The sequence below is a fragment of the Vicinamibacterales bacterium genome (genome assembly GCA_035699745.1).
Taxonomy (GTDB): domain Bacteria; phylum Acidobacteriota; class Vicinamibacteria; order Vicinamibacterales; family 2-12-FULL-66-21; genus JAICSD01.
In genome coordinates, this window is sequence record DASSPH010000093.1 from 1 (window position 1) to 21627 (window position 21627).

The window sequence follows — 21627 nt, forward strand, 5'->3', positions numbered from 1 at the left end:
GGAACAACAACCAGCTCGGGATCATCCTGCAGGCGAACAGCGGGCTGCCGTTCAACATCCGTTCGACGCTGGACCTGAACGGCGACGGCGTGCTCAACGATCGTCCGCTCGGCCTCGAGCGCAACGCCGGCCGGCTCGGACGCGTGATCAACCTGGACCTGCGCTACTCGCGCTTCATCCCGGTCGTCGCCGGCCAGCGCGCGGAGCTGTTCTTCGAGGCCAAGAACCTGTTCAACGCCGAGAACGTCTCGGGCGTCAACCGGGTGATCCGCACCGACGCCCTCGGCAACCCGGAGTCTCCGCTGCTCCTCGACGGCCGCGACTATCCCGACGCCGGCAAGAGCGGCTACGACCAGCGCACGATGCAGATCGGGATCAAGTACATCTGGTGATCGGGTGATCGGGTGATCGGGTGATCGGGTGGTCGGGTGGTCGGGTGATCGGGTGGTCGGGTGATCGGGTGATCGGGTGATCGGCCCTCACTCGATCGCCCGATGACGATAGAATTCCACTGTGCGGTTTTCCCCCGAATACGTTCGCATCGTCCTCAACGAGAACTTCGAAGACGCCAAGGCCCAGTTCCTCGATCCGTTGATGGCGATCAACTACGCGCATCTGGTGATGCTCGCCGAGCAGGGCATCGTCACCCGCGCCGACGCGGGGGCGATCCGCCGGTCGCTCGACGCGATTGACGTCGACGCGGTCCGCGGGATCAGCTACGACGGGTCGTACGAGGATCTCTTCTTCTACGTCGATCGGCTCGTCTCCCGCGGCTGCGGCGACGATGCGTCCGGGCGGCTCCACACCGCGCGCTCGCGCAACGACATCGACATGACGATGTACCGGATGCAGCAGCGGCGATGGATTCTCGGCGTGATCGAGAGCACGCTGGCGCTGCGCCGGGCGCTGATGCCGCTCGCCGAGCGCTATCGCGACGCGGTGTTCGCGGCGCATACGCATACGCAGCCGGCGCAGCCGACGACGATGGCGCACTACCTGCAGGCGGTCATCGAGCAGCTGGAGCGCGACACCGTGCGGCTGCAGGCGGCGTATCGCAGTACCAATCAGAATCCGCTCGGCGCCTGCGCGATTACCGGCACCGGGTTCCCGATCGATCGGGCGCGCACCACCGAGCTGCTCGGGTTCGACGCCCCGACGGTGAACACCTACGGCAGCATCGCGACCGTCGACTACCTGCTCGAGAGCGTCAGCGCCACGTCGGTCCTGCTCGTCGGCCTCGGCCGCGTCGTCCAGGATCTGCTGCTGTGGTGCACGATGGAGTTCGGCTACCTGCGGCTCGCCGACGGCTTCGTGCAGGGGAGCAGCATCATGCCGCAGAAGCGGAACCCGGTGGCGCTGGAGCATGCCCGCGCGATCGGCAGCAAGGCGGTGGGGCAGGCGGCGGGGGTGATCGTTGCCGCGCACAACACGCCGTTCGGCGACATCGTCGACACCGAAGACGATCTGCAGCCGCTCGTCGCGCAGATGTTCAAGGACGCGACGCGCGCGATTTCACTGGTCGCGGCGGCGATGGCGGACGCCGAGTTCGACGTGGAGAGGCTCGCGGCGCGGGCCGGCGCGCACTGGATCACGATCACCGAGCTCGCCGACACGCTGGTGCGCGATCACCAGCTGCCGTTCAAGGCGGCCCACGGCGTCGCGGCGCAGCTGATCGCCGGCGCCACCGCGGCGCCGGGGGCGTCGCTCGCCGATGTTCTGCGTGAGGCGTCGACGGCGATCTGCGGGAAAGAGGTGATCTACACCGACGCGCAGCTCGCGGAGATCCTCAGCCCCACGCACTTCGTCGCGATCCGCAAGACCCACGGCGGCCCGTCGCCATCCGAGACCGCGCGGGCGCTGGCAGTGTCGAAGCAGGCGCTGGCGAACGACGAACGGTGGCTCACTGAAGCGAGAGAGCGGCTCTCGACCGCGAGCGGCAAGCTCCGCTCCGCTGCCGCTGCCCTCTAAGCGCCTTCCACACGACCCACGGTTGCTTCGCAGTGAAGGCATGAAGGCACAAAGGCACGAAACCCCAGGTCTTTGGCGTGCCTTTTTGTGCCTTGCTGCGAAGCTGCCGCCGCTCCGTCTACAGCGTCACTAGCCAGTGCTGGCCCATGTCGATCGGCAATTCGTCGAGCAGAATCTCGACCAGGCCGGGGCCGTACTTGTTCAGGAAGTAGACGACGCCGAGCTCGCGTTCCTGCGGGTGGCCGTGGGGGAACGCCTGGGCCTGCGCGCGCTGAAACTGGCGGCGGAGCGTTTCATCGCGTTTCTTGGCGGCGTGAATCACCTTGGAGTGCAGCGACTTCAGCTCGTGCTCCATCCTGCCGAGCGTGGTCCTCGCGGCGCCGGCGAGCGTCGCGTCGAGCGCGGGGAGCGCTTCGATCACGCGCGCCATCGCCTGCTGCATCGCAGCGGCGGCGTCGCGCAGCGACTGCTCGACCGAAGCCGGCAGCTGCCCTTCGAGCAGCCGGTTCAGCGCCGACTCGTCCGGCGTGCGCAGCTCCTCGAACGGGATTCCGTACTTGCCGAGGAATCGCGCCGCGCCGGAATCGAGCAGCGTGGCGGTGGCGCGCGGATACATCAATGGCATCGGGACGCCGAACTGCTCGTAGACGCCGCGCAGCTGGCCGAGATACGCCAGCTCGCTGGGGCCGGCGACGTAACAGATCGTGGGGAACAGCGTGTCCTGCACGACCGGACGCAGCAGCACGTTCGGACTGAAGGCCGACGGACGCGACTTCGCTTCGTTCGCGAGCGCCGCGCTCGAGTGCCTGATCTCGCCGATGTCGAGGTGCTCGCCGTGCCGCCGGATCGAGCGGCGGACCGGGTCGAGGCTGAAGAGCGACACGCTGTCGGGTTGCGGCACGACCTGGGGCTCGTGGCCGCGGGACGCGAGCGTGTCGCCCGCCTGCGCGGCCAGCGCGGCGCTGCGCCCGGGCGCCAGCAGCTCGCGCGCGAACACGTCGGCGACGAGCGGCTTCGCCGCCGGATCCGCCGACTCGAACACCACGAGTCCGTACGGGCCGAGCAGGTGCTCGATCCACGTCGCGAACGCGCAGGCCAGGCCGCGGCCGGGATGCCACGCGTGGCGGATGGCGTCGAGGACGTCGTCGGTGAACTCCGTTTTCTGGAGCACGTCCCCCAACTCTGCGATGGCATGCTCGACGCGGGCGTCCAACTGGAGCTTGGCGACCGGCAGCTCCCCGGCCCCTTCCAGATCCGCCAGCGTCACCCGGCGCGGCTGGAACTCGGCGTCGAGCACCGTACAGCTTCGGACCTCCTCCCAGTCGTGATCCTCGGCTTCGACCCAGAACACGGCGATCGCGGGCACGTTCTGTTCGCGCTCGGTGCGCCGCGCCAGCTGCAGCGCCGTGATCGCTTTCAACAGCGTGTACATCGGGCCGCCGAACACGCCGGCCTGCTGGCCGGTGACGACGGCGACCGATTGCGGATCGGCGAGCCGCGCGGCCGCCTCACGCGAGGCGGGGGGAGCGCTCCGGTGGTCCTGCTGAGCCTGCAGCAGCTCGACCAGGCGGGCACGGTCGCGCGGATGCTGCTGCGCGCGGGCGACCGCCTGGCGCCACGCCGCGGCGTCGAGCGGATTGCCCGCGTAGAGATCCTCTACTTTGGTGAAGTCGTAGGCGTAGTCGCCGGCAAGCCGCCGGATCCAGGGGAACCGGCGTACGTCCACGCCGGTCGCCGCGATGCGGCCGGCTGACGGTGCGGCCGCGGAAGAGGACGGCTCGGCAGACACGGAGTCGTACTCTCTCAGAGCGGTTGGAAACCTGTCAAGGCGGCGCGGCATGTCACGCCGGTAAGGACGCGCGAACACGGACCGGGGATCCCGGAATCCGTGCTACATTCTGACGATCCGCCCGAGGAGTTCGATCCGCTGACCAGAGAGGACCCAAGCGCATTCTCGCCGCCGCCCGCGTTCGGCCCCTTCCGGGTGCTGCATCAGATCGGCATCGGCGCGCTCGGTCCAGTGTTCCGCACCTACGAACCGTCCCGCGATCGGCTCGTCGCGGTCAAGGTCTTCCGCCTCGACATCGTCCCCGAACAGGCGCAGGCGCTGGCGGACGCGCTCGGGCGCGCGACGCAGGCCTCGCTCTTCCATCCCTCGATCGTCGAACCGGTCGCCGCCGGGATGGAAGGCACGCTGGCCTATCGCGCGGACGAGTACGTCGCCGCCGAGTCGCTCGACGTGGCGATGCGCCACTATGCGCCGGCGCCGCTCGACAAGGCGCTGCCGTTCGTCACGCAGCTGGCCGGCGCGATCGACTTCGCCCGGGCGGCGGGCGTCGGCCACGGCGCGCTGCATCCGCGTGACATCTTCGTCACGCCCGACGAAGCGCGCGCCACCGGCTTCGGCGTCGTCGAAGCGCTGGAGCGCGTCGGCATCCGCGCGCCGGTGCGCCGGCCGTACGCGGCGCCGGAACGGATCGACGGCGCCGCCTGGAGCACGCCCGCCGACATCTTTTCACTCGCCGCGATCGCGTTCGAATTGCTGACCGGACGGCGCCCCTCGGGAACCGGCGACAGGATCGGGGCGCTGCCGGAAGGGGCGCACAGCGCCGCGCTGCACGCCGTGCTGGCGCGCGCGATGGACGACGATCCCTCGAAGCGCTTCGCGACCGCACTCGGCTTCGTGTCGGCGCTCGAGGCGGCGGGACGAGGCGAGGGCGTGCCCGCGGCCGCCCCGACGGCCGCGAAAATGGCGCCGCCGCCGGTCGCCGTCCCGGCGCCGGAACCGCCGAAGCCCGCGGCACACGCTGCACCCGTTGCTGTGCCGCCGTCCCCGCCGCCACCCGCGCCCCCGCCCGCCGCCCCGCCGCCGCAGGCGGAGCCGACGGCAGGCGAGTTCGAGATCGAGAAGGACCTCGATCCTGTTCAGCGTGCGCTCGACGATCGTGCCGCCGCCGCGGCGCCGCTGGCGACCTCGGGAGCGTCCGGCACGCTGTTCGGCGGTCACGACGATCGGATCGACGTGCGCGTCCGCGACGAGGAGCCGGAGCGCGGGCTGCATGAATCGCACGGCGAACCGATCGCCGAGGCGCGGTTCGCCGACGAGTTCGTCGAGGAGCAGACGGCGCAGGCAGAGAGCCGCAGGCCGCTGGAGGCGGTGCACGAGACGGTCGCGCCGCTGCCGATTGCGCCGCAGCCGCCGATGTTCGGCGCCGCCGGGGCCGAGCCGGAGATCCTCCGCGAGGATGCGGAACGCTCGCGGCTCCGCATCCTGCCGGTCGCGCTCGGCGTCGTCGTCGGGCTGTTGATGGGATTCGGGATCGGCCACTTCGTCGGCAGCCGCAGTCGCGATGCCGCCATCGTCGCCGAGAACACGGCGACCGCGCCGGTGAATCCGGCGGCGTCGGGCGGCGCGGCGACGCCGCGGCAGCCGGGACAGTACAGCGAACAGAAGGTGTCGCCGCCGGCCTCGACCGCACCGCAGGGATCGACGGCCCCGCCGTCAACCGGCGCGCTGCCGGCGTCGCCGCCGCCGGTTCCCAGCGCGGCGGGCGGTGCCGCCGTGGCGCGCCCGGCGGCGCGACCACCGGCAACGCCGGCGGCCACGCGAGGGCGGCTGGTCGTCAGTTCGACCCCGAACCGCGCCGGCGTGACGCTGAATGGCGACTGGCGCGGGCGGACGCCGTTGACGCTCGACAGCCTGCCGTTCGGCCGCTACGTGATTCGCGTCGTGCTGCCCGGTTACGAAGTGTCGCGCCACGAAGTGACGCTCCACGCGCGCGACGCGGAGCAGGAAGTCCGGGCCCGGCTCGAGCGTCCCGCGGCACCGCCCGCCGCGGCCCGTACCCCGGCGCGGCCGGCGCCGGTGCCGCCCGCCGGCGGGCGCGCCGCGACGCGCCCCGCCAACGCGTTCACCGGATCGCTCTACGTCGATTCGCGCCCGCGCGGCGCCGCGGTGTTTCTCGACGGCCGCAACGTCGGCCAGACGCCGCTGAGCCTGCCCGAGGTGCCGATCGGGGCGCACGTCGTGCGGCTCGAACTGGAAGGGAAGCGCACGTGGACGGCGTCGACGCGCGTCGTCGCGGGGGAGACCGCGCGCGTGACCGGCTCGCTGGAGGATCGCCAGTAGAAGATGAAAGCTACGCTCGCTCTCGAGAACGGCACGTGGTACCAAGGGGATTCCGCCGGCGCCCCGGGTGAAACCGGCGGCGAAGTCGTGTTCAACACGAGCATGACGGGCTATCAGGAGATCCTGACCGACCCGTCGTACGCCGGACAGATCGTCGCGATGACGGCGCCGGAGATCGGCAACTACGGGATCGCCGACCAGGACCCGGAGTCGCGCGGCACGCAGGTCGCCGGCTTCATCGTCCGCGAGGAATCGCCGGTCGCGAGCAACTGGCGCGCCGACGGCACGCTGCGCGACTACCTGGTGCGCAACGACATCGTCGCCGTCTCCGACATCGACACGCGCGCGCTGACCCGCGTGCTGCGATCCGCCGGCGTGATGCGCGGGATCATCGCCACCGGCGACGTCGATCCGCGCGCGCTGGTCGAGCGCGCGCAGACGCTGCCGTCGATGGAAGGATCCGACCTGGTGCTCGGCGTCACCTGCGCCCGCCCGTTCGACTGGGAGCCGGCGACCTCGCCGGCCGACGAGTTCGCGCCGGCGCCGCGCCGGCGCGCGCGCCGCAACCTCCGCGTCGCCGCCTACGACTACGGCATGAAGTGGAACATCCTGCGCCGCTTCACCGCCTACGGGTGCGACGTCCGCGTGTTCCCGGCGACCGCGCCGGCCTCCGAGCTTCTCGCCGCCGGGCCCGACGGCGTGTTTCTCAGCAACGGCCCCGGGGATCCGGCAGTGCTGTCGTACGCGATCGCCAACGCCCGCAAGCTGATCGACGCCGACGTGCCGACCTTCGGCATCTGCCTGGGCCACCAGATCCTGTCGCTGGCGATGGGCGGCGAGACCTACAAGCTGAAGTTCGGCCACCGCGGCGCCAACCACCCGGTGAAAGAGCTGGAGACCGGCAAGGTCGAGATCACCTCGCAGAACCACGGCTTCGCCGTCGATCCTGACTCGCTGCCGCCGGACGTGAAGGTGACCCACCTCAATCTGTACGACGGCACCGTCGAGGGGCTGCGCAGCACGAAGCAGCCGGTGTTCTGCGTGCAGTACCACCCCGAGGCGGCGCCGGGCCCGCACGACGCGGACTACCTGTTCAATCAGTTTGTCGAAGAGATGGAGAAGCGGGTTGGATAAGCTGGGAATTTGGAAATTTGGGAATTTGGGAATTTGGAAATCTCGACCAGATTCGCCGATTTCCAGATTTCCAGATTTCCAGATTTCCAAATTTCCAAATTCCAGAGATGCCGAAGCGGACTGATCTCAAGCGCATTCTCGTCATCGGCTCGGGCCCGATCGTCATCGGCCAGGCGTGCGAGTTCGACTACTCCGGCACCCAGGCGTGCAAGGCGCTGAAGGCCGAGGGGCTCGAGGTCGTGCTCGTCAACAGCAATCCGGCGACGATCATGACCGATCCCGAGATCGCGGATCGCACCTACGTCGAGCCGCTGACCGTCGAGATGCTCGAGTCGGTGATCGCGCGCGAGAAGCCGGATGCCCTGCTGCCGACCGTCGGCGGGCAGACCGCGCTGAACCTCGCGGTGCAGCTCGGCGAGCGCGGCGTGCTGGCGAAGTACGACGTCGAACTGATCGGCGCCTCGCTCGAGGCCATCAAGGTCGCCGAGGACCGGCTGCTGTTCCGCGACGCGATGACGGAGATCGGCGTCGCCACGCCCAACAGCCGCTACGTCCGGTCGATGGACGAGGCGCTCGCCGCGATCGAGCCGATCGGCTTTCCGATCATCATCCGGCCGTCGTTCACCCTCGGCGGCGTCGGCGGCGGCATCGCCTACAACATCGAAGAGTTCAAGGAGATCGCCCACCGCGGCCTCAGCCTGAGCCCCGTCCACGAAGTGCTCCTCGAAGAGTCGGTGATCGGCTGGAAGGAGTTCGAGCTCGAGGTGATGCGCGACCGGGCCGACAACTTCGTGGTGATCTGTTCGATCGAGAACGTCGATCCCATGGGCGTCCACACCGGCGACAGCATCACCGTGGCGCCGGCGTTGACGCTCACCGACCGCGAGTACCAGCGGATGCGCGACATCGGCCGGCGGATCATCCGGCGCGTCGGCGTCGAGACCGGCGGCTCCAACATCCAGTTCGCCATCAATCCCGACGACGGCCGCATCGTCGTCATCGAGATGAACCCGCGCGTCTCGCGATCCTCGGCGCTGGCGTCGAAGGCCACCGGATTCCCGATCGCCAAGATCGCCGCGAAGCTGGCGCTGGGCTACACGCTCGACGAGATCCCCAACGACATCACGCGGCTGACCCCCGCCTCGTTCGAGCCGACCATCGACTACATCGTCGTCAAGGTGCCGCGGTGGGCGTTCGAGAAATTCCCGCGGGCGGACCGCACCCTGACCACGCAGATGAAGTCGGTCGGCGAGGTGATGGCGATCGGCCGGACGTTCAAGGAAGCGTTCATGAAGGCGTTCCGCTCGCTCGAGCTCGGGCGCGGCAACATGCTGTTCGCCCGGAGCGGCGGCCGCATCAACGCGATGGCGAACGTCGAGGCCGATGACGACGACAGCGCGCTGCAGCGATCGCTGGCGGTGCCCAACGATCAGCGGATGTGGTCGGTGTTCCGCGCCTTCGAGCGCGGCTGGGCGCTGGAAGAGATCCACCGCCTGACGAAGATCGATCGCTGGTTCCTGACCCAGTTCCAGCAGCTCGTCGAGCTGCGCACGCAGGCGGCGCTGGTCGGGCTGCGGGGGATCTCGCCCGACTTGATGCGGACGCTGAAACGCGCCGGCTTCGGCGACTGGCAGCTCGGCAGCATGCTCGGCGCCGACGAGGAGGCGGTGCGCGCGGCGCGGCTCGAGCAGGGGCTCAAGCCGGCCTACAAGCGGATCGACACCTGCGCCGCGGAGTTCGAGTCGTTCACGCCGTATCTCTACGGCACGTTCGAGAAGGAGTGCGAGGCCGACCCGACGCCGCGGCAGAAGGTGGTGATCCTCGGCAGCGGGCCGAACCGCATCGGCCAGGGGATCGAGTTCGACTACTGCTGCGTGCACGCGGCGTTCGCGCTGCGCGAAGACGGCTTCGAGACCGTCATGATCAACTGCAACCCCGAGACCGTGTCGACCGACTACGACACCGTGGACCGGTTGTATTTCGAGCCGCTGACCTTCGAAGACGTCTCGGCGATCATCGAGCGCGAGCGGGAGGGGGGCGGCGACGTCTCGGTCGTCGTCCAGTACGGCGGACAGACGCCGCTGAAGCTGGCACTGCCGCTGCAGCGCGCCGGCGTCAGGATCCTCGGCACGTCGCCGGACTCGATCGATCTGGCGGAGGATCGCGAGCGGTTCTCGAAGCTGCTCTGGGACCTCGGCATTCCGCAGGCGCCGAGCGGCACCGCGACGTCTCCCGACGAGGCGCGCGACGTCGCGCTCAAGATCGGATTCCCGCTGGTGGTGCGCCCCTCCTACGTGCTCGGCGGCCGCGCCATGGCGATCGTCTACGACATGGCCGCGCTCGATCGCTACATGACGACGGCGGTGCAGGCCTCGCCGGAGCGGCCGGTGCTCATCGACAAGTTCCTCGAAGACGCGGTGGAGCTGGACGTCGACGCCGTCGCCGATTCGACGGGCAGCGTCGTGATCGGCGGCATCATGGAGCACATCGAGGAAGCCGGCATCCATTCCGGCGACAGCTCCTGCGTCGTCCCGCCGTACCGCGTGGCCGAGCGTCACCTCGACCAGATTCGCGACTACACGCGCCGCATCGCCCGGGCGCTGAACGTCATCGGGCTGATGAACACGCAGTTCGCGATCAAGGAGGACACCATCTACGTCCTCGAGGTGAATCCGCGCGCCTCGCGGACGGTGCCGTACCTGTCGAAGGCGACCGGCGTGCCGCTGGCGAAGGTCGCGGCGCGGGTGATGATCGGCCGCACGCTGGCGCAGCTCGGCATCACCGAGGACCTCGAGGTCTCCGGCGTCTTCGTCAAGACCCCGGTGTTCCCGTTCGTCCGATTCCCCGGCGTCGATACCATCCTCGGGCCGGAGATGAAGTCCACCGGCGAGGTCATGGGCGGGGCGATGACGTTCGGCAGCGCGTTCGCCAAGGCGCAGCTCGGCGCGGGCGTGAAGCTGCCGTCGAGCGGATGCGTGTTCATCAGCGTCAGCAATCACGACAAGCCGGCGGTCGTGCAGATCGCCCGCGACCTGCAGGGGCTCGGGTTCTCGCTGGTCGCCACGCGCGGCACCGCCAACTTCCTCCGCGCGCACGGCATCGACGCCGAGATCGTGTTCAAGGTCAACGAAGGACGCCCCCACGTCGGCGACGAGCTCCTGAACAACCGCATCCAGCTCGTCATCAACACGCCGCTCGGGCGCGAGTCGTTCTTCGACGACAAGCTGGTGCGGCGCACGGCGATGATGCAGCAGGTCCCGTGCATCACCACGCTCACCGGCGCGGCGGCGGCGGTCTACGCCATCCGCGCGCTCAACACCGAAGGCCTCACCGTCCGGTCGCTCCAGGAATACCATGCGGACGCGCGGGACCAGACGATGACCCACAAGCCCTGAGCCGCCGCCTCTGAGCCGCAATCCCACGTTCGATGTCGTCGGCGTCGGCGCGAATTCGACCGACTTCGTCTATCGCCTCCCCGAGTATCCGGTGCCGGACGGGCCGCTCTCGAAGCTGCGCATCGGGAGCCACGAGCGATCGCCGGGCGGCCAGATCGCCACGGCGCTCTCGGCCTGCGCGGCGCTCGGCCTCAGGACCTCGTACGTCGGCACGGTCTCCACCGATCAGAACGGCGAGTTCATCCGCGAGGCGCTCACCACCCGCGGCATCGATCTGAGCCGCGCCGTGTACCGGCCGGCGGCGAACCCGTTCGCGGTGATCCTGGTTGCCGAAGGGGTGACGTCGCACGGCCTCCAGCGGGTCTCGTCAGGCCAGGGGGAGCGCATCGTGCTGTGGGATCGGCCCGCCGAGATGGCGCTGCGGCCCGCCGATCTCCCCGCCGATCTCGCCGCGGGCACGCGGCTCATTCACGTGGACGACGTGGATCCCGACGCCGCCATTGCGGCCGGGAAGGCGGGCATCGCGGCAAGGATCCACGTCACCAGCGACATCGAGGCGGCGCGCCCCAAGACGCCGGCGATCCTCGACGCCGTCACCGTCCCGATTTTCGCGGAGCACGTGCCCGGCGATCTGACCGGCGAGCGCGATCTCGAACGCGCGCTGCGGATCCTGCGCCAGCGGCATCCGGGGATGCTGGTCGCGACGATGGGGGCGCGGGGCGCGGGCATGCTGGTGGAGAACCGCTTCATCCGTCAACCGGCGTTTCCGGTGGACGTCATCGACACGACCGGGGCGGGGGACGTGTTCCGCGCCGGCTTCATCTACGCGCTGCTGCGCGGCGATGCGCCGGAAGGGATCCTGCAGTTCGCCTGTGCGGCCGCCGCTCTGAGCTGCACCCGACGCGGCGCGGTGGCCAGCGTGCCGTCCCTGGACGAAGTGAACGCGTTGATGTCGTAGCGGCAGATCCGATCTTGCAGCGGCGCCGGCGTGATTGCGCCCGCGTTGCTGGTTGCGGTGCCTCTGGTGCTCGGCGTGGCTGCCGGCGCCGGGCTGGCGCTGCCGCGCGCGCAGGTGGTCGGCTCGCTCGTGGTCGCGTGGCTGGCCTGTGGCGTCGCGCTCTGGCGGAGTCGCGCGCTGCTGGTCGTGGTGTTCGCCGCGGCCGGGTTCGCCGCCGCGGGCGCGGCGCTCGGGACGATCGCCATTCACGAGGCGCGGCATCCCTCCCTGTTCGACTGGTTCCTGCAGTTTCCACGCGACGGTCCGGTCCGCGTGAGCGGTGTACTGCGCGAAGACGCGCGGATCTCGCGATTCGGCGTCAGCCTCCTGCTGCTGGTCCGCGAGGTGGACCGGCAGCGTGTAAACGGAGGTTTGCGCCTGACCGTGGCCGGAGCGACGGCGCCGGCGGCAGCGGCCGACTGGCGGGCCGGGCGTCAGGTCGCCGTCCAGGCGGCGGTGCGGCTGCCGCTCGACTACCGCAACCCCGGCGTGCCCAGCGACCGCGAGCGCCTGCTTCGCGAGGGGATCGTTCTGCTCGGATCGGTGAAGAGCGCGGCGCTGGTGACGGTGGAGCGGCGGGGAAGCCGGGTCAGTGAAGCGGCCGCGGCGCTGCGGGCGTTCGTCCGCGGCGTCTGCGCGCGGGCGATCGGCTCCTGGAGCCCGCGTTCGTCGGGCGTCGCGACCGCCATTCTGATCGGCGACCGCGGCGGCCTCGATCCCGAGGACGAGCGGCGTCTGCAGGAGGGCGGGACGTACCACGTCATCGCGATCTCGGGCGGCAACATCGCGCTCCTGACCGCGCTGCTCGTGCTGCTCGGCCGGGGCGCGCGCCTGCCGCCGCGCACGACCGCGGCCGCGTCGATCGGGCTGCTCGCGTTCTACGGCTACACCGCCGGGCTCGCCCCCTCCGTTCTGCGCGCGACGCTCGCCGGCGGCGTCTATCTCGCCGGACGCGCCAGCGATCATCGGGGCGCCGCCTTGAACGCGGTTGGTGTCGCGGCGGCGACGGCGGCCGCCGCCGCGCCGCTCACGCTGCTCGATCCGGGCTTCGTCCTCTCGTTCGGCGCGACGCTCGCCATCGTGATCGGCGCGCCGCGCGTCGCCGGGCCTCGGGTGCGTGACGCGACGGTCTCGCGGCCGCGCCTGTGGGCCGGGCGCCTCGTCTACGCGGCGAAGATGCTGTTTGCCGCGACGGTCTGCGCGGAACTGGCGCTGGCGCCGGTGGGTGCACGGCTGTTCGGCCGGGTGAGCGTTGCCGGGCTGCTGCTGAACTTCGCCGCGATTCCGCTGATGTCGGTGATTCAGATCGCCGGGCTCGCCGCCGTCGCCGGGGCGCTCGTCTCGGGCACGCTTGCGGCCGTCGCCGGGTTCGTCGCGCACCTGGCCGCGGCGGGTCTGCTGCATTCCGCGCGACTCGTCGACGCGGCGCCGTGGCTGGTGCGCGACGTGCCCCCGCCCGCCTGGTGGCTGATCGCCGGCTGGTACGCGGGACTGGCGGCCTTTGCCGTGCGCTCACGCCGTGCGGTCCGCGCCGCCGGGGCGGCGGCGCTCGTGCTCTCCGGCCTGCTCATACTTGCGGGCCGTCCCGCGACGCGCGCGGTGCTCGCGCCGTCGCCTCCAGCCGGCTGGACCCGCCTCGTTTTCCTCGACGTCGGGCAGGCGGACGCGACACTCATCCTGCCGCCCGACTGCGATCCGATGTTCGTCGACGCCGGCGGCATCGCCGGTTCGTCGTTCGACGTGGGCCGCCGCGTCACCCTGCCGGCCGCCTGGGCCTTCGGCGTCATCCGCAGCGGCCCGCTGGTGCTGACGCACGGCGATCCCGATCACGTCGGCGGCGCGCCCGCGATCGTGCGCGCGCTCCGCCCGTCGGAGGTCTGGGATGGCATTCCGGTTCCGCCGCACGAGCCGATGCGTCGTCTGCGCGAGCTGGCGCGGCGGTACGGCGTCCCCTGGACCGAGCGCCGCGCCGGCCAAACGCAGAGCTGCGGTTCGCTGCGGATTCAGGTTCTCAATCCGCCCGCCGCCGACTGGGAGCGCCGCGCGGTGCGCAACGACGACTCGATCGTGCTGCACCTGCGGCTCGGCGACGTGGGGATCCTGCTGCCCGGCGACATCACCCGGGCCGTCGAGCCCGGCGTCATCGCCCGCCTCGATCGCGCGCCGCTCACGATCGTCAAGGCGCCGCATCACGGCAGCGCCGGGAGCAGCTCGCCGGCGTTCGTGGACGCGCTCCGCCCGGCGGCGGTGATCTTCAGCGCCGGCCTCCGCAATCCCTTCGGCCATCCCGCGCCGGCGGTCGTGCAGCGCTACCGATCCGCCGGCGCCGAGGTGTTCAGCACCGCCGAGGACGGCGCCGTGGTCGTCGAGACGGACGGCCGCGAGGTTCTGATTTGGACGTGGGTCGGAAAGCGGGCGACGGTCACTGCCAACCGCCGCTGACGTCAGACGCTCCGGCACGAAGACCACAAAGGCCACCAAGCCAGGAAGCAGCCAAGAGGAAGGAGAAACTATGACGGATGCGGCTTTCGATGAAATCCCAGCCCAGGTCGAGTGGGTAGGGCGCCGTGTCATCGGCGGCGCGATCGCCGTGCATCGTGCACTGGGTCCCGGCTTCAAAGAGCCGATCTATGTTGAGGCACTGTGCCTCGAACTGGACGAACGCGGCATGAAGTTCGAGCGTGAAAAGGCGATCATCGTGACCTACAAGGAACACCAGATTCCTGGACAGCGTCTCGACCTGCTGGTGGAAGGGGTCTTGATCGTCGAGTGCAAAGTGGTGGAAGGCATCTCGAGCGTTCACTCCCGCCAGATCACGTCCTACCTGAAGACCACGGGACTCCGCCTCGGCTTCATCTTCAACTTCAACGTCGATGTCCTGATGCCCGCTGGGTTCAAACGGATTGCCCTCTGACTGCGGGCAGCATCCTTACATGCTTTGCGACCTTGGTGATCTTCGTGGCCTTTGTGCCGGAGCGTAAGGCCGTCGGTCGTCGCAGTCACGCTATGTACGCTTGACCGCCTGCCACTCCCGCTCCATCTCTTCGAGCGTGGCGTCGTGGACCGAGCGGCCCTGCGCGTGCAAGCTCTCTTCCAGCGCGGTGAAGCGGGTGGTGAACTTCTCGTTCGCCTTGCGCAGCGCCGACTCGGGATCGATGCCCAGCTTGCGCGAGAGATTGGCGATCGAGAAGAGCAGATCCCCCATCTCCTCCTCGGTGCGCGCCGCGCCCTCCGCCTGCACGGCGGCGCGGAGCTCGGCGACTTCCTCTTCGATCTTGTCCACCACGTCCGCCGTGCGCGACCAGTCGAATCCCACCGCGGCGACGCGGGTGCCGATCTCATACGCGCGCAGCAGCGCCGGGAGCGCCTTGGGGACGCCGCCCAGCACCGCGCGGCGCTCGCCGGCGTCCGCCTGCTCGCGCGCCTTGATCTGCTCCCACTGCTGGTGGACCTGGCCGGGCGTGTCCAGCGGACGGCCGCCGGGATCGAAGATGTGCGGGTGGCGGCGAATCAGCTTGGCGTTGATCCGCCCGAGCGAGTCCGCCACCGTGAAGTGGCCGGCGTCGGCGCAGATCTGCGCGAGGAAGACCCCTTCGAAAATCAGATCGCCGATCTCTCCCTCGAGCGCGGCGGTGTCGCCGCGATCGATCGCGTCGAGCACTTCGTGCGTCTCTTCGAGCAGGAAGCCGCGCAGCGACTCGAGCGTCTGCTCGCGATCCCACGGACATCCCTGCGGTCCGCGCAGCCGCACCATGATGTCGACGAGCGTCTGGAAGGCTGAGCCGGCGTCGGAAGGCATCGCGCCGATATGCTAGCATCGCGAAGTGGAGAACCCCGAAGAGCCCGCCGCATCGTTCAGCGATTTCCTCCTCTGGCTGGCGACGATGATCGCGGTCCAGTTCGGCGATCTGCCGCACCCCGAGACCGGCCAGCCGCTCGAGCCGAATCTGCCCGCCGCCCGCCACTTCATCGACGTGATGGGCATGCTGCAGGAGAAGACCGCCGGCAACCTCGCGCCGCACGAAGAGAAGCTGATCGACGACCTGCTGTTCGAACTGCGGCGGCGCTACCTCGAGGCGCAGGGCGGGCAGAGCCGCATCATCGTCCCGTAGCGCGTGCGCATCACTTTCCTCGGCACCGGGACGTCGCACGGCGTGCCGATGATCGGATGCGGCTGCGCCACCTGCACGTCGACCGACCCGCGCGACACGCGCCTCCGTCCTTCGATCTTCGTCGAGACCGCCGGCGCGCGCGTCCTGATCGACGCCGGGCCGGATCTGCGGGCGCAGGCGCTCCGCCACCGCATCACCCGCGTCGACGCCATCCTCTTCACGCACGGGCACGCCGATCACATCCTCGGCATGGACGACGTGCGGCGCTTCAACGCGCTGATGGACGGCGCGATGCCGTGCTACGGCGACGCGGCGACGCTCACCGACATCCGCCGCATGTTCAGCTACGTGTTCGACCCGGCGACGCCGAAAGGCGGCGGGCTCCCGCGGCTCGACCTGCGGGAAATCGACGGACCGGTGCCGATCGCGGACCTCGTCGCGGCGCCGGTGCCGCTGGATCACGGCAGACGCCCGATCCTCGGGTTCCGCTTCGATCGCTTCGCCTATCTCACCGACTGCAATCGCATCCCGGACGGGTCCTGGCCGCTGCTGCAGGGGCTCGACGTCGTGGTGCTCGACGCCCTGCGCCTCCGCCCGCACCCGACCCACTTTTCGCTCGACGAGGCGGTCGCCACCGCCGCGCGGATCGCGGCGCCGCGCACGTTCTTCACGCACATGTGTCACGATCTGCTGCACGCCGCCACCGACGCGCGCCTGCCGCCGGGTATGGCGCTCGCGTACGACGGCCTCGTGCTGGAACTGCCGTGATCGCGCACTATCCCGACGACCCGCCGCCCCGCTGGCCCAGTCCGGTGCTGGCGCTGGGCAACTTCGACGGCCTGCACCGCGGCCACGCCAAGATCATCGACCGCGTGCGCCGCCGCGCCGGCGAACGCGGCGGCACGCCCGCCGCCATGACCTTCGACCCTCATCCCTCGCGCGTCGTCCGCCCGGACAAGGCGCCGCCGCTGCTGATGACCACCGAACAGCGGCTGGAAGCGCTGGGCCGCGCCGGCATGCAGGGAGTTGCCGTGGTCCGCTTCACGCGCGAGATGTCGCAGTGGGATCCCGAGACCTTCGTGCGCACCGTGCTGGTCGAGTGGCTGAAGGTCGTCGAGGTCTGGGTCGGCGCCAACTTCCTGTTCGGACACGATCGCACCGGCACCTTCACCGTGCTGCGCGGGCTCGGCGGCCGCTACGGCTTCCGGGCCGAGAAGATCGACGCCGTCCGCTACAAGGACTTCGTCGTCAGCAGCACCCGCGTGCGCCGGCTGGTCGGCGAAGGGCGCGTCGACGAAGCCGGCGCGCTCCTCGGCCATCATTACTTCATCGACGGCACCGTCGTCCACGGGGACGCGCGCGGCCGCGAGATCGGCTTTCCCACCGCGAACCTCGAGACCCGCAACGAGCTGCTGCCGCCGGCCGGCGTCTATGCGACCACCGCGGCGGTGTCGGGGATCGAGCATCCGTCGGTGACGAACATCGGCGTGCGGCCGACGTTCGGCGGCAGCGGCACCGTCCGCGTCGAGACGCACCTGCTCGACGGGGCGCGCGAGTTGTACGGGGCGCGCCTGCGGCTGTCGTTCGTGCAGCGGCTGCGCGACGAGCGCGCCTTCGCCGACGTGGACGCGCTGCGCGCGCAGATCGACGCCGACTGCCGCAGCGCCCGGCGGCTGTTCGGGCGGATTTCGCTATAGAATCGAGAGATGGCAGAGTCGCCGCGCCGCGTGGATCTGCGGCTCACGATCCCCGCGGCTGCGCCCTTCCGCTCGGTGGCCGTCGAACTGGCGCAGAAGTTCGCCGAGCACGCCGGGGACGCCAATCCGAAATCGGTTGCCGACGGCCTGGCCGCCTCGATGGCGGAGGTCGCCCGCACGTCGCCCGCCGCCAGCATCACCATCGAGATGTCGGCGCAGGACGGCGACGTGGCCGTCCGCGCCCAGAAGAAGCCGGACTGAGACTTGCGCCTCTACAACACCCTGACCCGGCGCGAAGAGCCGTTCACCCCTTCGCAGGGCAACAGCGTGCGCATGTATGCGTGCGGGCTGACCGTCTACGCCCGCGGCCACATCGGCAACTTCCGCACCTTCGTCGCCCTCGACGTGCTGCGCCGCGCGCTCGAGTTCGAGGGCTATCAAGTCGTCCAGGTGCGCAACTACACCGACGTCGACGACCGCACGATCGTCGAGTCGGTCAAGGCGGGACAGCCGCTCCGCGAATACACGCAGCAGTTCGTCGAGGCCTTCGAGCGCGACGCGGCGGCGATGGGGCTCGAGCCGGTGGAGTTCTCTCCCCGCGCCACCGATCACATCGCGGCGATGTGCGGCATGATCAAGGCGCTCGAGCGCAACGGCCACACCTACGAGAGCGACGGGTCGATCTACTTCAAGATCGCGACGTTCCCCGGATACGGCAAGCTGGCGCGGCTCGATCACAGCGGCATCAAGAGCGGCGCGCGGGTCGACTCGGACAAGTACGAGAAGGAAGACGCGCGCGACTTCGTGCTGTGGAAAGGGGCGCGCCCCGGCGAGCCGCACTGGGAGTGCGACCTGCCGTCCGGCCGTCCCGGCTGGCACATCGAGTGCTCGGCCATGGCGGAGGAGCTGCTCGGACCGCTGCCGATCGACATCCACGGCGGCGGCGTCGATCTGATCTTCCCGCACCACGAGAACGAGATCGCGCAGGCGGAGGCGGCCACCAGGCGGCAGTTCTCGCGCTTCTGGACGCACGTCGAGCACCTGATGATCGAGGAAGAAGAACGTACCGAGAAGATGTCCAAGTCGCTCGGCAACGTCTACAACCTCGAGGACATCGAGGCGCAGGGCTTCCGCGGCTCGACGCTGCGCTACCTGTACCTCGGCACGCACTATCGCAAGCAGCTCAGGTTCTCGTGGAGCGCGATGGCGCAGGCCGAGGAAGCGCTCAAGCGGCTCACCGACTTCCTGGCGCGGCTCGACGCGCTGCCCGCCGGCGAGGCCCAGCCCGAGACGGTGACGCGCCTGCGGGAAACCTCCGACGCGTTCGCCGAGCACGTGCGATCGGACCTGAACGTCGCCGCCGGGCTCGGCGTGATCTTCGAGCTGCTCCGGGCGCTGAATTCCCGGATCGACGCGCACGAGCTGCGATCGGGGGACGCCGACGCGATCCGCGCCGCGTTCGATCGCTTCGACAAGGTGCTCGGCGTGCTGTCGCTCCGCCGTGAGGAGGATCGGCGGCCCCCCGTCCCGGTGGAGGAGATCGAGCGCCTGATCCAGGCCCGCCGCGCCGCCCGCGGCGCGCGCAACTTCGCCGAAGCCGATAAGATCAGGAAAGACCTCGACGCCCGCGGCATCGTCCTCGAGGACACGCCCGGCGGCACCCGCTGGAAACGGAAATGAACGCACCCGACATCAAGACCCCGCTGCCCGGCCCGAAGGCCAAGGCGATCATCGACCGCGACGCGGCGTTCGTGTCGCCGTCCTACACCCGCGACTATCCGCTCGTCATCGCGCGGGGAAACGGGGCGGTGGTCGAAGACGTCGACGGCAACGTCTTCATCGACTGCGCGGCCGGCATCGCCGTCAACTCGACCGGCGTCTCGCACCCCGAGGTCGTGAAGGCCATCGCCGATCAGGCGGCGAAGTTCATCCACATGTCGGGGACGGACTTCTATTACGAGCCCCAGGTGCGCCTGGCCGAAGAGCTCGCGAAACTGGTGCCGATCGACGGTCCGGTGCGCACGTTCTTCGGCAATTCGGGCACCGAAGCCACCGAAGCCGCGATCAAGGTGTCGCGCTATTTCACCAGGCGCCCGAACGTGATCGCGTTCCTCGGATCGTTCCACGGACGATCGCTCGGCGCGCTGGCGCTGACCTCCAGCAAGTCGGTCCAGCGGCGCGGCTTCGGGCCGCTGATGCCGGGCGTGTATCACGCGCCGTACCCCGACGTGTATCGCTTCAACGGCAGCGCGGACGCGTGCGCCGAGGCGTCCCTCTCGTTCATCCGCGATCAGATCCTGGTGCACCTGACGTCCCCCGACGAAGTCGCCGCCGTGGTCGTCGAACCGATCCAGGGCGAGGGCGGCTACGTCGTGCCGCCGCCGGCGTTCCTGCAGGGGCTGCGCGAGCTGACCAGGCAGCACGGCATGATGCTGGTGGTCGACGAGGTGCAGTCGGGGATGGGGCGCACCGGCAAGATGTTCGCGGCGGAGCACTTCGGCATCACCGGGGACGTCGTCAACATCGCCAAGGGGATCGCGTCAGGGCTGCCGCTCGGCATTACCGCCGCCCGCGCGGACGTGATGAGCTGGCCGCCCGGGGCGCATGCGAGCACGTTCGGCGGCAATCCGGTCGCCTGCGCCGCGGCGCTGGTCACGATCAAGCTGCTGCGCGAGCAGTACGTGCAGAACGCCGCCACCATCGGCGCGCGGATGATGAGCGCGCTGCGCGAGCTGCAGGCCAGGCACCCGATCATCGGCGACGTCCGCGGCAAGGGCCTGATGATCGGCGTCGAGCTGGTGCGCGATCGCAGGACGAAGGAGCGCGCCGTCGAAGAGCGCAACGCGCTGGTCCAGGCGATGTTCCGCCGCGGCGTGCTGATCCTCGGCGCCGGCCGCAACGCCGTCCGCTTCGCACCGCCGCTGGTTCTCAGCGCCGATCAGGCCGACGTCGTCGTCCGGCTGTTCGACGAGTCGCTCACCGAGATCGCGCAATCCCACGCCGTGGTGCGCTAGCCCCGATCACCCGATCACCCGATCGCCCGATCGCCGCCCCATCCGCGACGCTGAGCCTCCGGTCTCGCGGACTGCGCCTTAGCCCGCAGGAGGCACGATGTCCGCTACCTTTGCCGCGCTGGTGTTTTCCGCGCTGACGCCCGCCGCGCCGCCGGCGACGCGGGACGTCACCGCGCGTTTCCACCTCGACACGACGGTGACGACGATGACTGCCCGGGTCGGAGATCCCGTGCCGATGCGCGTCGTCGAGGCGTTCGCGATCGACGGCATCACCATTCCCGCCGGCAGTCCGGCGCGCGGCGTGGTAGTCGACGCGGTCCGGCCGGGCCGCATCCGCGGCCGCGGCGCGCTCGCCGTACAAATCGTCTCGATCGCGCGTCCCGACGGCACGGCGCTGCGCGTCGGCGGCACGATCTTCGCGCTCCCGCCGTCGCCGCCGCGGCGCCTCCCGGCGGACGTCGAGGGAGAGATCGTCATCGGCATGGCCGCGGGGTACGTCACCGCCGCCCTGGTGTCGAAGCGGACCAGCTCCGCGGAGACGATCGCCGGCGCCGGCGTCGTCGCAGGCGTCGTCAGCGGCATCGTCGCCGGCGTGCTGAAACGCGGCGAGGACCTGGTGTTGTTCCGCGGCGCCATCATCGACGTGACGCTCACACGATCGCCGTCGGTTCCGGACCTGAGTGAGACGGGACGGCCGCGGGCGCGGGCTTTGCTGCGGCCGGTGCGGTGACGCTGCATCGGCAACTGCTCGGGCTCGTCGGAGAGGAACTGGCCGTCGCGGCGCTCGTGTCGCGGGGCTACGTCATCGTCGAGCGCCGCTACGCGACCGAGCGGGGCGAGATTGACATCATCGCCGAAGACGGGGAGACGCTGGTGTTCGTGGAAGTCCGCGCGCGGGCGACGGGGGAGTTCGGTCGGGCGGCCGAGAGCGTCACGCCCGCGAAGCAACGCCAGGTGACACGCGTCGCGATCGACTACCTCGCGCGGCATCAGCTGACGGATCGTCCGTGCCGCTTCGACGTCGTCGCCGTGGATCGTGCGCTGGACGACCAGCCGGAGATCACCGTCTACCCCGGGGCCTTCGACGGCGTCTCGCGCGCGTCGTGATCCGAGGCCGCAGGGTCGTAACTACCCATCGCCGCGCGACGAGATCGCTGGCATGCGCGCGCGAAAAGGAGTAA

The 21627-nt window shown here is 70.1% G+C and carries 18 protein-coding genes; 16 read left to right on the forward strand and 2 right to left on the reverse strand.

What is annotated here, in order from left to right:
* A partial coding sequence (locus VFK57_21740; protein ID HET7698354.1) for a hypothetical protein occupies positions 1-392 on the forward strand: 392 nt, incomplete at its 5' end.
* Between the two features lie 121 nt (positions 393-513).
* Positions 514-1968, forward strand: coding sequence for an argininosuccinate lyase (gene argH, locus VFK57_21745; GenBank protein ID HET7698355.1), 1455 nt, complete (start codon positions 514-516; stop codon positions 1966-1968).
* A gap of 118 nt (positions 1969-2086) precedes the next feature.
* On the opposite strand, the gene bshC is transcribed toward argH, so the two are convergent.
* Positions 2087-3757 carry a bacillithiol biosynthesis cysteine-adding enzyme BshC gene (gene bshC, locus VFK57_21750; protein HET7698356.1) on the reverse strand — a complete coding sequence of 557 codons (1671 nt, stop codon included), beginning with the start codon at positions 3755-3757 and terminating at the stop codon, positions 2087-2089.
* A gap of 99 nt (positions 3758-3856) precedes the next feature.
* On the opposite strand from bshC, the gene VFK57_21755 reads away from it, so the two are divergent.
* From VFK57_21755 to VFK57_21780, 6 genes are all read left to right on the forward strand, one after another.
* Positions 3857-6097 carry a PEGA domain-containing protein gene (locus VFK57_21755; GenBank protein ID HET7698357.1) on the forward strand — a complete coding sequence of 747 codons (2241 nt, stop codon included), beginning with the start codon at positions 3857-3859 and terminating at the stop codon, positions 6095-6097.
* 3 nt (positions 6098-6100) lie between these two features.
* Positions 6101-7231 carry a glutamine-hydrolyzing carbamoyl-phosphate synthase small subunit gene (carA, locus tag VFK57_21760; protein HET7698358.1) on the forward strand — a complete coding sequence of 377 codons (1131 nt, stop codon included), beginning with the start codon at positions 6101-6103 and terminating at the stop codon, positions 7229-7231.
* A gap of 107 nt (positions 7232-7338) precedes the next feature.
* Complete coding sequence (gene carB / locus VFK57_21765) at positions 7339-10626, forward strand: carbamoyl-phosphate synthase large subunit (GenBank protein ID HET7698359.1); 3288 nt, start codon at positions 7339-7341, stop codon at positions 10624-10626.
* 91 nt (positions 10627-10717) lie between these two features.
* On the forward strand, positions 10718-11584 hold the full coding sequence (locus VFK57_21770; GenBank protein HET7698360.1) for a carbohydrate kinase family protein: 867 nt from the start codon (positions 10718-10720) through the stop codon (positions 11582-11584).
* A gap of 30 nt (positions 11585-11614) precedes the next feature.
* Entirely contained in the window at positions 11615-14065 is a 2451-nt protein-coding gene (locus VFK57_21775; protein HET7698361.1) for a ComEC/Rec2 family competence protein, read from the forward strand.
* Positions 14066-14135: 70 nt separating this feature from the next.
* Positions 14136-14537, forward strand: coding sequence for a GxxExxY protein (locus VFK57_21780; GenBank protein ID HET7698362.1), 402 nt, complete (start codon positions 14136-14138; stop codon positions 14535-14537).
* 90 nt (positions 14538-14627) lie between these two features.
* Here VFK57_21780 and mazG read toward each other — a convergent pair whose 3' ends face one another.
* Positions 14628-15422, reverse strand: a complete 795-nt coding sequence (mazG, locus tag VFK57_21785; protein HET7698363.1) for a nucleoside triphosphate pyrophosphohydrolase — start codon at positions 15420-15422, stop codon at positions 14628-14630.
* Between the two features lie 25 nt (positions 15423-15447).
* Between mazG and VFK57_21790 the strand changes: the two genes are divergently transcribed.
* The 8 genes from VFK57_21790 (at position 15448) to VFK57_21825 (ending at position 21553) form a co-directional block, all read left to right on the forward strand.
* Positions 15448-15735 (forward strand): DUF1844 domain-containing protein, encoded by a 288-nt coding sequence (locus tag VFK57_21790; protein HET7698364.1) that lies wholly within the window; start codon positions 15448-15450, stop codon positions 15733-15735.
* Positions 15736-15738: 3 nt separating this feature from the next.
* The gene (locus VFK57_21795) at positions 15739-16503 is read left to right on the forward strand and encodes an MBL fold metallo-hydrolase (protein HET7698365.1); all 765 of its coding nucleotides are present in this window, start codon (positions 15739-15741) and stop codon (positions 16501-16503) included.
* Positions 16500-17432 (forward strand): bifunctional riboflavin kinase/FAD synthetase, encoded by a 933-nt coding sequence (locus tag VFK57_21800; protein HET7698366.1) that lies wholly within the window; start codon positions 16500-16502, stop codon positions 17430-17432. The genes VFK57_21795 and VFK57_21800 overlap by 4 nt, the downstream gene beginning before the upstream one ends.
* A gap of 9 nt (positions 17433-17441) precedes the next feature.
* On the forward strand, positions 17442-17693 hold the full coding sequence (locus tag VFK57_21805; GenBank protein ID HET7698367.1) for a hypothetical protein: 252 nt from the start codon (positions 17442-17444) through the stop codon (positions 17691-17693).
* Between the two features lie 3 nt (positions 17694-17696).
* Positions 17697-19112: a cysteine--tRNA ligase gene (gene cysS, locus VFK57_21810; GenBank protein HET7698368.1), complete on the forward strand. Its 1416-nt coding sequence runs from the start codon at positions 17697-17699 to the stop codon at positions 19110-19112.
* Entirely contained in the window at positions 19109-20446 is a 1338-nt protein-coding gene (locus VFK57_21815; protein ID HET7698369.1) for an acetyl ornithine aminotransferase family protein, read from the forward strand. The genes cysS and VFK57_21815 overlap by 4 nt, the downstream gene beginning before the upstream one ends.
* Positions 20447-20543: 97 nt before the next feature.
* Positions 20544-21176 carry a hypothetical protein gene (locus tag VFK57_21820; GenBank protein HET7698370.1) on the forward strand — a complete coding sequence of 211 codons (633 nt, stop codon included), beginning with the start codon at positions 20544-20546 and terminating at the stop codon, positions 21174-21176.
* The gene (locus VFK57_21825) at positions 21173-21553 is read left to right on the forward strand and encodes a YraN family protein (protein ID HET7698371.1); all 381 of its coding nucleotides are present in this window, start codon (positions 21173-21175) and stop codon (positions 21551-21553) included. Before VFK57_21820 ends, VFK57_21825 begins: the two co-directional genes overlap by 4 nt.
* Positions 21554-21627: the final 74 nt, after the last annotated feature.

Coding starts and splice junctions, on each gene's coding strand:
- VFK57_21815 (HET7698369.1), top strand. CDS start 19,109: ATGAACGCACCCGACATCAAGACCCCGCTGCCCGGCCCGAAGGCCAAG.
- carB (HET7698359.1), top strand. CDS start 7,339: ATGCCGAAGCGGACTGATCTCAAGCGCATTCTCGTCATCGGCTCGGGC.
- VFK57_21780 (HET7698362.1), top strand. CDS start 14,136: ATGACGGATGCGGCTTTCGATGAAATCCCAGCCCAGGTCGAGTGGGTA.
- mazG (HET7698363.1), bottom strand. CDS start 15,422: ATGCCTTCCGACGCCGGCTCAGCCTTCCAGACGCTCGTCGACATCATG.
- VFK57_21820 (HET7698370.1), top strand. CDS start 20,544: ATGTCCGCTACCTTTGCCGCGCTGGTGTTTTCCGCGCTGACGCCCGCC.
- carA (HET7698358.1), top strand. CDS start 6,101: ATGAAAGCTACGCTCGCTCTCGAGAACGGCACGTGGTACCAAGGGGAT.
- VFK57_21805 (HET7698367.1), top strand. CDS start 17,442: ATGGCAGAGTCGCCGCGCCGCGTGGATCTGCGGCTCACGATCCCCGCG.